General features: G+C 50.3%; 12 protein-coding genes. 8 read left to right on the top strand and 4 right to left on the bottom strand.

Annotated elements, in window-relative coordinates; translation table 11 throughout:
- Window positions 1–17: 17 nt before the first annotated feature.
- Together CFK45_RS03860 and CFK45_RS03865 are read right to left on the bottom strand one after the other, a co-directional pair.
- The gene (locus tag CFK45_RS03860; protein ID WP_096085105.1) at window positions 18–449 is read right to left on the bottom strand and encodes an RrF2 family transcriptional regulator; all 432 of its coding nucleotides are present in this window, start codon (window positions 447–449) and stop codon (window positions 18–20) included.
- A 223-nt stretch (window positions 450–672) separates the two neighbouring features.
- Window positions 673–1176 carry a hypothetical protein gene (locus tag CFK45_RS03865; protein WP_096085106.1) on the bottom strand — a complete coding sequence of 168 codons (504 nt, stop codon included), beginning with the start codon at window positions 1174–1176 and terminating at the stop codon, window positions 673–675.
- A gap of 432 nt (window positions 1177–1608) precedes the next feature.
- Here CFK45_RS03865 and CFK45_RS03870 point away from each other — a divergent pair, with 432 nt between their 5' ends.
- Together CFK45_RS03870 and CFK45_RS03875 are read left to right on the top strand one after the other, a co-directional pair.
- Window positions 1609–3315: an FAD-dependent oxidoreductase gene (locus CFK45_RS03870; protein WP_096085107.1), complete on the top strand. Its 1707-nt coding sequence runs from the start codon at window positions 1609–1611 to the stop codon at window positions 3313–3315.
- Between the two features lie 91 nt (window positions 3316–3406).
- Entirely contained in the window at window positions 3407–3667 is a 261-nt protein-coding gene (locus CFK45_RS03875; RefSeq protein ID WP_096085108.1) for a cysteine-rich CWC family protein, read from the top strand.
- On the opposite strand, the gene pdxR is transcribed toward CFK45_RS03875, so the two are convergent.
- A complete protein-coding gene (gene pdxR, locus CFK45_RS03880; protein WP_096085109.1) occupies window positions 3664–5112 on the bottom strand; it encodes a MocR-like pyridoxine biosynthesis transcription factor PdxR in 1449 nt (482 codons plus the stop codon). The genes CFK45_RS03875 and pdxR overlap by 4 nt on opposite strands.
- Window positions 5113–5311: 199 nt before the next feature.
- Here pdxR and CFK45_RS03885 point away from each other — a divergent pair, with 199 nt between their 5' ends.
- Window positions 5312–6322: a TlpA family protein disulfide reductase gene (locus CFK45_RS03885; protein ID WP_096085110.1), complete on the top strand. Its 1011-nt coding sequence runs from the start codon at window positions 5312–5314 to the stop codon at window positions 6320–6322.
- A gap of 360 nt (window positions 6323–6682) precedes the next feature.
- Window positions 6683–6892 carry a cold-shock protein gene (locus CFK45_RS03890; protein ID WP_096085111.1) on the top strand — a complete coding sequence of 70 codons (210 nt, stop codon included), beginning with the start codon at window positions 6683–6685 and terminating at the stop codon, window positions 6890–6892.
- A 768-nt stretch (window positions 6893–7660) separates the two neighbouring features.
- On the opposite strand, the gene CFK45_RS03900 is transcribed toward CFK45_RS03890, so the two are convergent.
- Window positions 7661–8170: a GNAT family N-acetyltransferase gene (locus tag CFK45_RS03900; protein ID WP_096085220.1), complete on the bottom strand. Its 510-nt coding sequence runs from the start codon at window positions 8168–8170 to the stop codon at window positions 7661–7663.
- 50 nt (window positions 8171–8220) lie between these two features.
- On the opposite strand from CFK45_RS03900, the gene CFK45_RS18615 reads away from it, so the two are divergent.
- The 4 genes from CFK45_RS18615 (at window position 8221) to CFK45_RS03915 (ending at window position 12285) form a co-directional block, all read left to right on the top strand.
- Window positions 8221–8370 (top strand): hypothetical protein, encoded by a 150-nt coding sequence (locus tag CFK45_RS18615; RefSeq protein ID WP_204378412.1) that lies wholly within the window; start codon window positions 8221–8223, stop codon window positions 8368–8370.
- 188 nt (window positions 8371–8558) lie between these two features.
- Window positions 8559–10745, top strand: coding sequence for a catalase/peroxidase HPI (katG, locus tag CFK45_RS03905; RefSeq protein WP_096085113.1), 2187 nt, complete (start codon window positions 8559–8561; stop codon window positions 10743–10745).
- Between the two features lie 203 nt (window positions 10746–10948).
- Window positions 10949–11605 (top strand): DUF1826 domain-containing protein, encoded by a 657-nt coding sequence (locus tag CFK45_RS03910; protein WP_096085114.1) that lies wholly within the window; start codon window positions 10949–10951, stop codon window positions 11603–11605.
- Window positions 11606–11685: 80 nt separating this feature from the next.
- On the top strand, window positions 11686–12285 hold the full coding sequence (locus CFK45_RS03915; RefSeq protein ID WP_158224595.1) for a ZrgA family zinc uptake protein: 600 nt from the start codon (window positions 11686–11688) through the stop codon (window positions 12283–12285).

The following is a 12285-nucleotide window of genomic DNA, read 5'->3' on the forward strand; positions in this document are numbered from 1 at the left end:
AACGACTGCGATAAAAACTAAACAAGCTGAAGCTTGGATATCAACTGAGCCGTCGGCGGCTGCACTAAATCTGATAAATAGTAGTTATCAAGATAGTCATAAAAATGATTCAAACCGCGATCTAAAATACCAATTAAGTTGCAGGCACTTTCTAAGACACAGTGATTTTTATGACAGTCGACTAAGGGAAAGTCGCCTTCAAGCTCGCGCACAATAGTAGCCAAAGATAGAGCTTGAGCGTCAACTGCCAGTTCAATGCCACCATTGCGCCCGCGAGTTGACGCTATCCAGCCGAGCTTAATTAAACGGTTAACCACTTTAACAAGGTGGTTGTGAGACAATTGGAATTTATCGGACAGCTCGGCTAAACGAGTCAGCTCACCATCTTGGCGATGAGCAACATACATCAACACCCTCAAGCCGATATCCGTAAACTGCGTAAGTTGCACAGGCGCCTACCTTGTTTTTTGTGGCTTTTTATTTAGCGTGGCTTTTTGTTTTGTGTGGCTTTTCTGCTTTGCGCTCAATTGCCTTAGCTGCGCCCCACATAAAATCCGCCAAACGCCGTGTAGGAGTAAATCCATTGCCTGTTAATCTACATAACATGCATTCCATATGCAACATTTATTTTTATGCTTCTAACGACAGTTTTAATCAGCCGCAGACCCTCGGCTACACAACAAGGTCCAAGAGCTGGCCTGGCCGGGAATCAGCAGCGACGAGGTTATAGGCTCCTTGCTCAGGGATAGAGGGCCTATTGTCAATTCGCTCTTGTAAATTCCGTTCAGGCAGACTCTGCTCCGGCAGTTTATCCAGCAGCTGCTCGGTTTGAGAAAAATCTTCACTTTGATAAATATCCGCAAGTGCTTGATATCTTACATCGCTGTCACTATCGCTGCTTTCCCCAGTGGCAACTTGTAAATAAATATCAATCAACTCTTGCTTGTTGTTAGTGTCATATATGTTTAATGCAAATGTGCGCGTATTTTCTTGTTGCTGCTGCTGAGCCTGCTGCTCACTTAATACTTGCTGCTGCAGCTGATCAACACGCTCATTTATTTGCTCAGGTGTTATCAGTGAGGCGTCGTTTTGCGAGGCTGGCACATTCTTTTTAGTTGCCTCTCCTAACTCGCGAATAATTGACGATGGGGGATGAAAAGCGCTGTTTATCTGCATAGTAAAAACCTGACAATAGCTACCTAAAAACCAAGGCGTGAAAAGCATGCTTTGAAATACACTTGAGACTCTGATCCAAACTTTGCGGCCGGGATATTCAAGATAAGACTTTCAAATTAATTCACCACTTTGAAAGCGCGACAAATAAAAAATTCCATTGCTCTAAGACAAATACGCTATAAGTCAGAGCAAAACCTGCATGTATTCGGGCACTAGCCAGTGGCCTCTGCGCCCCGCCTTCTCAACAAGCCCCCGCTTAACGTTCCTGTTTCTACTTTGCACGCCAAGGCCTTGATTAATATCAAGCAAAACTCTGAACCAGACTAAAATCAGCTTGCTCAATCATCATTCACATCATATATTAGTAAATGTTAATATACGCCCGCGACTAGTAGCCAATGCCACCAACGTGGCAAATGTAAGGAGCAGCCCATGACTCAGCCCGAAGCAACAACAAGCGCAGTAACAAAGGCCCCCAAAAAAGCCAAAAAGATTGTTATCGTAGGTGGTGTTGCAGGCGGCGCCTCGGCTGCTGCGCGTGCGCGGCGCCTGTCGGAAGATGCTGAAATCATTATCTTTGAGCGCGATCGTTTTATCTCTTTTGCCAACTGCGGCCTGCCGTATCACATAGGTGGCGAAATTAAAGAGCGCGCTAAGCTGCTTGTGCAAACACCGGAATCCATGGGCGCGCGCTTTAATCTGGATGTGCGTATAGAAACCGAAGTTACCGCCATTCACGCCGATAAAAAAACCGTCAGCGTACACGAGCTTGGCAGCGGTAAAGTTTACGAAGAGAGCTACGACGAACTTATACTCTCGCCGGGCGCGGTGCCGTTTGTACCGCCAATTGCCGGTGTCGAGAACAGCAAGGTTTTTACCCTGCGCAATATTCCCGATATGGATAACATCATTCGCTACATCAATGTCGAAGCGCCGCGATCGGCGGTGGTTGTCGGCGGTGGTTTTATTGGCATCGAAATGGCCGAGGCGCTGATTCACCGGGGCATAGAAACAACATTACTGGAATTATCCAATCAGGTACTCGGCCCGCTCGATGCAGAGATGGCCACCCCCTTACACACCGAGATGCGCCGCAACGGTGTGCGCCTTAAGCTCGGCCAGTCACTCTCTGCAATAAGCGAGGGCGACGAACAACTAACGCTTGAGCTCAGTGACGGTAAAGTTATCGATACCGACATGGTGATTATGGCCATCGGAGTGCGCCCGGAAACCTCGCTTATTCGCGGCACCGATATCAAACTCGGTGAGCGCGGCGGTATCGCTGTCGACGCTCATATGCGCACCAGTGTTGCCAACATTTGGGCCGTTGGCGACGCCATCGAAGTCAAAGACTTTGTCAGCCAACAGATGACAACCGTGCCTCTTGCCGGCCCGGCCAATCGCCAGGGGCGCATCGTTGCCGAGAATATCTTTGGTCGCGACACCGAATACAAAGACACGCAAGGCACCTCGATCTGCAAAGTGTTTAATTTAGCCGCCGCCTCAACCGGGCAAAATGAAAAAAATCTCAAGCGCGCCAACATCGCTTACGAAAAAATATACGTGCACGCAAAAGATCACGCCGGTTATTATCCCGGCGCCACCCAGGTCTCGCTGAAGTTGTTGTTTGATCCCCAAACTGGAAGCTTGCTCGGCGCTCAGTCTGTCGGCGAGAAAGGTGTCGATAAACGCATCGATGTCCTGGCGCTGGCCATACGCTCGGGCCTGACCGTATTTGATCTTGAAGAGAGCGAACTGTGCTACGCCCCACCTTTTGGCTCAGCCAAGGACGTTATCAACCAAGCCGGTTTTGTCGCCGCCAATGTCATTCGCCAAGATATGAAAATTTGCCAGGCCGAGCGTGTGCTCAACTGCTCGCCAAATATGCAAATTGTCGACGTGCGCAGCCCTCAGGAAATTGGTGAGCTCGGCGCCATCGATGGGGCCATTAATATCCCCGTCAACCAATTGCGCAAGCGCCTCGATGAGCTACCCAGAGACAAAAATATCGTTGTCTACTGCGCCGTCGGCCTTAGAGGTTATGTTGCATACCGCATGCTGGTACAACACGGCTTTAACGTAAAAAACCTCACCGGTGGTTACACCACTTATTTAATGCATGAGCGCATAGGACGTTAACATCGCACGTTAATACAGCTCGTTAACACAGCACGCGAATGCGGTACGCTAATACACAAACCTAACTCCGCGCAGCTAGCCGCGCCAAAATATGACCCAAGCCGACAATAAAAAACTTAAGCCGACTCGCTGCCCACTGTGTGGCAACGACAACGCCTGTAACAACGCCTACAACAGTAACAGTACCTGCAACAACGATAAATTTTATCAAAGCGGCTGCTGGTGCCAGGACAGCAGCTTAACTTTCCCCAAAGACTTAATTGAGCGCCTGCCCAAAGCCGAACAGGGCGCCGCCTGCATATGCATTAACTGTGTTACAAGCCATCTAGATGGCCTAAGCTCACAAGCTTAGTGGCGCCAGGATGCCAAGGTGCTAACAATAATATCAACTGCTGCATCAAGTTGCTGCAGCTCTATATCACCGTAACCAAATACCAGCGCATTTAAACAAGACGGCTCCTGCTGAAAATGCTGCAGTGAATGAATAAGCAGGCCCTGCTGCTGCAAGGCCTCGGCAAGATCAAAAGCATCGATATTTTTATCGAGTTTTGCCGTTAAGTGCACACCGGCATAAGCGGGCAAAGGCTGCATATAGGCCGAGAGCCGCTCGTGCAACAAATTAAATAAGCGCTGATAACGAGCACTGTAAATTTTTCTCATGCGCCGAAGGTGCTTCAGCAATAAACCCTGCTGCATAAAATCTGCAAGCGCCATTTGACTGACGGTGTTTTGATGCCAACTACTTAAAAAAGCAGCGTGAGCAAGTGCCGCCCTCAACCAATCCGGCGCAACACAATAAGCCAAACGAACATCGGGCAAAAACGATTTAGAAAAAGTACCGACATAAATAACGTTCTGCTGTTCATCGAGCGACTTAAGTGCATTAATCGGCTTGGCACTTAAGCAAAATTCACAGTCGTAGTCGTCCTCGATAATGCTCACCTGATGCCGCTCGGCAAAATCTAATAGTTGCCTACGCCTCGCTTCGCTTAAGGCCACTCCGGTCGGAAACTGGTGCGACGGCGTGGTATAAATAAGGTCGACATCTTCTGGAATATACTGCACACACAGGCCGTGCTCGTCCACGGGCAGCTCAACTAACTCCGCCCCGTGCATTAAAAAACAGTGCTTGGCCATTGGGTAACCCGGCGTCTCAATCGCAACACGCGTTCCGGGTTGAACTAATACTTTGCAGATCAAATCAAAGGCGTGCTGAGCGCCGCCGCTGATAATCACCTGCTCGGCTTCACAGGCGATGGCGCGAGAATAACTCAGGTGTGTTGCCACCGCCTGGCGCAATTCAAGCAGACCTTGCGCCGGAGCCGATTGGTAGGCCAACTGCCGGTGCTGGCGGGCAGCCCTGCCGAGCACCCTGCGCCAGTCCGCGTAGGGGAAATAAGCCATGCTCGGCCGGCCGACACGAAAGTCATACTGGCCTGTGTCGCCACCCGGCAAAATAGCCGCCTGTGCATGATGCTTAAAATAATGGCCCAGGCGCTGTTGTTTGTTCTCCTGACGCTCACTTACAGCGAGTACCGCGCGCTTTTTTACAAAAGTACCTTTGGCTGGAATGGTGTACAAAAAAGCTTGCGCAATAAGCTCGTCGTAAACGGCGCTGGCGGTATTGCGAGAGATAGAAAGCGCATCGGCTAAAGCTCTTGTCGACGGCATTTTTAAATCTTCAACAAGGCGCCCATCGACAATAGCGAGCTTAATCTGCGAGCTAATTGCAGCTGTCAGTGAGCCCTTTGGCACACCCTCGAGCTCGATCAGTAAATCCAGTACTGGCCCCATCATTTTTCACAAAACTGGCTCTATTAAGCGGCCAGTTAGTAAAACACAATCAACTTGAGCTGCCCAGCAAAGACATATTGACGGCGCAAACACATTAAAAGCTCAAACATACTGAAGGCTGAGGGCTCAATTGCGCTGAAGGCTCTGACATCAACAAAAACCAAGTAGCCAATGCCATTAGCAAAAAATAGGGAGTTAAGACATGTTATTTAAACAAATGCATCTTCGACATCACAGCAGCGATACGCACAGGCTTTTTACCCGCATCACCATAGCTGGCGCATTTTTAAGCATTGCTTTAATCAGCCTGGCGCCGCCTTCTGGTTTTGCGGCCAGCAAAGAGCACAAGCCAGCCCCATTTGATAGCGGCGCCACGGTCGAAGATATGCAAGGTCAGCCGCTTAATCTTGAACAACAGCTGGGGCAAAAGCCCCTGTACTTAAAGTTCTGGGCTAGCTGGTGCCAACCCTGCCTCAAAGAAATGCCCCAGCTGCAACAGGCCTACAAGCAATACGGGCAAGATGTTGATTTTTATGCAATTAATATCAACCTCAGCGAAAGTGACACGGCGATCAAACAGGTAATCAAAAAGTATCAGCTCGATGTGCCGGTTGCCAAAGATGTAGATGGCAAACTCGCGGCAAGCCTGGCTTTTGTCGGTACGCCCTATCACATCCTAATTAATAAAGATGGCCAAATTGTGCATAGCGGCCACGAAGCCGATACAGCGCTCGAGCACAAACTTGCCATGCTTGCGCAAAACAAAACACTTAAGGCGCAGCCGCAAGCTTTGGCGCCCAAACAAGTCCTCAAAAAAGATACACCTTCGGTACAACCTCTGAACAACAATGCGGCCGCCAAGCAGGCCATTTACTTTAGTTCTACCTGGTGTGATTGGTATTTAAAAGACAGCAGGCCGGCAACATCTACCGCCTGTATCGAGGGGCAAAAAACCGTTAACAACCTGCAACAGAAGTACCCCGGTATCGACTGGCGCATCGTCGTCAGCCATATGTGGACAGCTGATGCGGACGTCGAAGCTTATAGGGAGCTCTACGATATAAAAAGCCCGATCGCTATCGATAAAAACGGGCAGGCCTTTATTGACTATGGTGTTCGCAGTATGCCGACTCTGGTACTGCTAAAAGATGGCAAGGTCATTGCCAAACAGAGCTCGGTCAATCAATTCGAAGCCGCACTGGCTAAGCTCTAGGGTCTCCGGTCGATATCACCTTTGCCACTGCCAAAAGTACGAATGTATGCTTTGATGCCAGTATTCACCCTAAGGTGTCACAATGCAGCAATATACTCGCTGACAATCGGCCCACAAGGCGCATCAAAGCACACAATTATCGAAGATTTTGCCTTCTTGTAAGTCTTCGACAAGATGCCATTGACTTATGAATGCACCGCCTATAAGGTAGGCCCAGCGTGAACGTATGCGCCTTGTTTATCTTCTCCGTTTCGCAGTAGCTGCTCAGTTCTTCGTCCTGTAGGGATTAAATTTTTGTACGCATTTTCCCGCTACCCACGCCAGCGATGGCAATGTTAATTTTTCTACAGGAAATCTGTAATGTCTGATAAAACTACCGGCACCGTAAAATGGTTTAACGAATCAAAAGGTTTTGGTTTCATCGAGCAAGAGTCTGGCCCAGACGTATTTGCTCACTTCAGCGCCATCACCGGCACTGGCTTCAAAACCTTGGTTGAAGGTCAAGCGGTTGAGTTCAAAGTAACTCAAGGCGCCAAAGGCCCTCAAGCTGAAGAAATCACCGTACTTTAATCGTACAACGTGATTTTGCTTTCCAGGTGCAACCTTGCGCCTGGGAATGCAACGCTTGTTATTCGCCCTGTTCTAATTCTTATTTCCCCCCGCTCCAGCTCTTATTCTCAGCTCATCTGTTTAAGCTGTTTGCCCACCTGAGCGCAGCAAAGCGCTACTACTGCCAGCCTCTTGCCTCTGTTACAGCTAATTCGGTTGCGACCGCGCTTTCACGAGCTTTAAGTTCCGCCTAGATTACTAGCGCCGAACTCGCAAAACTCTCCATACAAAAAAACACAAGCCGTAAATACAAGAAGGGCCAAGCCACTCCTTCGCCGTTTGGCGAGTCTCGCGCTTGGCCGCTGCTCGTTTTGCCCCTTTGCTCTTTTCGTGACAGCCACCCTTTTTTAACATCGGGTGGCAAGCATAGGGGTTGCTTTGTCGCTTGTTGCCTTTTTTGCCGGGCATAACTACTCCATCTTTGTTTTACCTATATTCTCAGCCTGCTGCTTTTTAAGTCACCGATTGAAAAACACCGTTTAAGATCGCGAGCTCAAAGCTTGGCTTTAAACAATACTGCGAAGGCAATGCGGCTTAAAATGCATATTAATAAAGCTGCACCTGAATTGAGCCTGCATAGTAAAGCTTGCATAGTCCGCGTGTCGTTATGTCACGCGCATCAGAGACAAACTTGCGCGAAGACTACGCTCAGCTGAACAATTGTCAATGTAGTTTCAGATAAGCAGCAAGGTCATAAACAGTTTGCAGGTGCTTAAACCTAGAGAAACATCACAAGGCCTTATAAAAATACAGCGTCGAATCAAAGCCGCCTTCAGCGTTTGCGGCAAAACCCGGTATTTCTCCTGCCAACTGAAAATTTCGGGCACGATATAAGTTCTCAGCGACATCCCCCTTGCGGGTATCGAGCACCAACAGCCGGCGCTGATGGGCAAGAGCAAGTTGCTCCAAGTACTGCATCAACAATGACGCCAGCCCCTGCTTTCTGGCACTGGTGTGCACCATCAGCTTTTCTACATCTGCCCGGTGCAATGCATTCATCTTTGTGCACAAGGCAAGCTGCACACTGCCAACAAGCTTCTGTGCATTCACCGCCAGCAAAATTTTACGATGACCGGCAACGACTTCCGGCTCCAAAGCGCGCCAATAGCCGCGAGCCTGCTCGCTGCTAAGCGGTGCAATAAAGCCGATGGAGGCGCCGTGGTTAACACTGTCTAACAAAAGCTCAACAAGTTGTTCAAGGTAGGGTGCAAGACTTGGCGGCTGAATAATTTCTGACATGGGGCTGCGGCGCTGCAACGACACTCACTCCTTTAAATCGTGGCGGTGTTGTGAAAACAGCTGCCAAAATAAATCTTAATGCTGCAGTGAATAACGACGAAAAAAACAGAAAGAACCACAATATCGGCCAGCCTTGCTTAGCGGCTTTAAAAGAGAGTGTTCTGCGCAAAAAACTCTGCTTACGCTTAATCAAAAACTAACAATACGGCGCCAATATTCAAATAGCCTCTTATAAACTACATTTTTTATCACCATTTTGGCCAAAGCAAAAAACTGTACTGGCACCATTAATATTCTTGATCGCCCAAATATAGATATTGAATTGTACTTCAGCAGCCCCGGCAACTTAGGCTCTTAGCCAAGCTAACAATTTTAAAGAGGACTTAACATGCAAAACGGCAACAACCAAGGCAAGTGCCCTGTCATGCACGGCGCCAATACGCAGCTAGGTGGTACTCAGACAAAAAATATGAATTGGTGGCCGCAGCAGCTGAATCTAAATATTCTTCACCAGCACAGCAGCAAGGCGAACCCGGAAGACTCAGACTTTAACTACGCAGAGGCCTTTAACAAACTTGATTTAGATGCGCTCAAACAAGAGCTCGCCGAGCTAATGACCGACTCTAAAAGCTGGTGGCCTGCGGATTACGGTCACTACGGGCCATTTATGATACGCATGGCCTGGCACGCCGCCGGCACTTACCGCAGCGCCGACGGCCGCGGCGGCGCCTCTACCGGCAATCAACGTTTTGCGCCACTAAACAGCTGGCCCGATAACGCCAACCTCGACAAAGCTCGCCGCCTGCTCTGGCCGGTAAAGAAGAAATACGGCAACAGCATATCCTGGGCCGATTTATTTATTCTCGCCGGCAATGTCGCACTCGAATCGATGGGCCTGAAGACCTTTGGTTTTGGCGGCGGCCGCGAAGATATCTGGCAGCCGGAGGAAGATGTCTACTGGGGCAGCGAATCTGAGTGGCTCGCTGACGAGCGCTACAGCGGCGAGCGCGATCTCGAAAAGCCGTTGGCCGCCGTTCAAATGGGGCTAATTTACGTCAACCCCGAAGGCCCCAACGGCGAACCCAGTGTGCTTGCCTCCGGTAAAGATATACGCGAAACGTTTGCCCGCATGGCCATGGACGATGAAGAAACCGTCGCCCTGATTGCCGGCGGCCACACCTTTGGCAAAACCCACGGCGCCGGCGATGCCGCCCTGCTCGGCCCCGAACCTGAAGCCGCGCCGATAGAGCAGATGGGGCTCGGCTGGCAGAGCCAATACGAGTCGGGCAAAGGCGACGACACCATTACCAGCGGTATTGAAGGCGCCTGGACACCAACACCCACCCGCTGGGATAACAGCTATTTCGACTTACTGTTTGGCTACGACTGGGATTTAGTAAAAAGCCCGGCCGGCGCCTGGCAGTGGATTCCTGTTGCTGTTGACGACAAGCACCTCGCCCCGGCCGCCCACGACGCCAGCAAAAAAGTCAGCACCATTATGACCACCGCCGATATGGCGCTGCGTATGGACCCGATTTACGGCCCGATATCCAAGCGCTTTCACCAAAACCCTGAGCAGTTTGCCGAAGCCTTTGCCCGCGCCTGGTTCAAGTTAACCCACCGCGATATGGGCCCGCGCTGTCGCTACCTTGGCAAAGAGGTGCCCGGTGAAGAACTGCTGTGGCAAGACCCCATCCCCGAAAATAGCAGCCAACTCAGCGACAGCGATATTGCCGAGCTCAAACAAAAGCTATTGGATTCCGGCTTAAGCAACAGCCGCTTGATTTACACCGCCTGGTCTTCGGCGTCGAGCTACAGGAATTCCGACAAACGCGGCGGCGCCAACGGTGCGCGCTTGCGCCTTAAGCCTCAAATCGACTGGCCGGTCAATGAACCCGAGCAATTAAAAGAAGCACTGGCCGTGTTTGAAAATATCCAGCGAGACTTTGGCAAACACGTATCGCTTGCCGATTTAATTGTGCTCGCAGGCAGCGCCGCCATTGAGCAGGCCGCGCAAAGTGCCGGTTACGATATTCAAGTACCGTTTAACCCGGGCCGCGGCGACGCCAGCGCGGAACAAACCGACGCGGCATCGTTTGCAGTGCTCGAGCCAATCGCCGATGGCTTTCGCAACTACAGCAAAGGCACCTATTCAGTCGCAAGCGAAGAACTATTGCTGGATAAAGCGCAATTGATGAATTTAACTGCGCCCGAAATGACTGCACTTATCGGTGGCCTGCGTGTGCTCGGAGCCAACTACAACGGCTCAAAACACGGTGTACTAAGCGACAGGCCCGGCCTGCTTAGCAACGATTTTTTTGTGAATCTCTGCTCCATGGATATTGAGTGGAAGGCCGACAGTCCAAACGCTGAAGTCTACACCGGCTACGAGCGCAGCAGCGGCAAAGCCAAGTGGAGTGCGAGCCGGGTCGATCTAATTTTCGGCTCCAACTCCCAGTTGCGCGCCATCGCCGAGCTCTATGCGCAAGACGATAACAAAGAAAAGTTTGTTCGAGACTTTGTCAAAGCCTGGGTCAAAGTGATGGATGCCGATCGTTTTGACCTGCATAACTAAGCAGCTTAGCTAGACTGACTAGCTAAACCGAGCCCAGCCCTATAGCCCGCACCGGTGCTATAGGGCGATTTTACCCCCACCAGTTCACAGCACATCAATTCATACTTTCCAACAAAAATGATACGTTGTAACATATCCAGCTATTCCACCCAGCCCGGAACGCTCAACCAATACCGGTAAAAGCAAACCTAAGAGCTTTACAAATGAACACAGCCGCCGCCATCAGCACTTCGCGTCACGCAGTGCAGCATACTCAAGCCAAGGTTTTAACCGATATTTATCGCGATGATGTCAACCTGGCCGTATGGCAACGCCAATTAGACTCAGCGCTGCAAAGCGAAATCAAACAATTGCTCAGCCGCAAGCCCGGCTTTCAACTGGCCCTGAGCCTCTCTCCGGAACAGGCAGAGCAGCAACTGCTCGACGCCTTTGGTGAAAAAACGAGTTACCTGTTGTTGAGCCGCGACATTGCCAACCTGGTCGATATGTTTTGCTGCCTGTTTGAGCTCAAGCGAGCGGGTTTAAGGCTGACGGTTCTCGACCGCGCCATGTGCCCCAAATTTCACGTCGATAAGGTGCCTTGCCGTCTAGTCTCAACCTTCGCAGGACGGGCTAGCGAATGGCTTGAACACAGCAAGGTCGAGCGCAGCAAGCTCGGTGCCGGCAGCCGTGGTCTGGCAGATGAAGACTCAGGGCTATTTAAACAGCAAGACGATATCCAGCGCTTAACAAGCGGTGATGTCGCCCTGTTAAAAGGCGAGCGCTGGCTCGGCAACGAGGGCGCCGGCCTTGTGCACCGCTCTCCGGCTTTGGGCACCGATGAGCAGCGCCTTTTATTAACCCTGGATTTTTCAGAATAGGTAACACCGTGCTGTACACGAGTCGAGCAACTAGTGCGCTCCGTTATGCTGCCCTCGCAATTGCAGGGCAGATTTTTTTATTGTTAATTAGCAATAGTGCCTTAGCAGGTGAACACCAACACAGTAGTGAACACCTACACAATAGCGAGCATCAACATACAGAACAGCACACAGAGCATCAGCATGAGCAGCACCAGGCCCACGCGCACGGCCTTGCCGATTTAAGCCTCGCTGTAGAAGGCGATACACTTGAAATTTTATTTGAAAGCCCAGCCGCCAACTTAGTCGGCTTTGAACACCGCGCGCAAAAAACTGAAGAGATAGAAACTGTGCGCCGGGTTCAGCATCAATTACAGCAGGCCGATAAAATTTTTATAGTAAAGCCCGAGCACTGCAAACTAAACATGGCCGACGTTGACGTGTCGCAGCTCTTAGCTTCAGAGTATTTAGATAACGCACATCAACACAACTCCGAAAGCCACAACAAGCATAAACACAGTGAGCACAGCGAAATAAGTGCGCACTACCGCTTTATTTGCAAAAAAGCCACAACAACCAAAACCGTTTCGGTAAAGCTCTTTGATTTATTCCCCAAACTCGAACGAATCGAAGCGCAGTGGATTAGCTCGCAACAGGGCGCAGCTCATTTGGATCGGCAAAACACCGATATTCGGCTGTGA

Source organism: Agaribacterium haliotis (assembly GCF_002312815.1).
Taxonomy (GTDB): Bacteria; Pseudomonadota; Gammaproteobacteria; order Pseudomonadales; family Cellvibrionaceae; genus Agaribacterium; species Agaribacterium haliotis.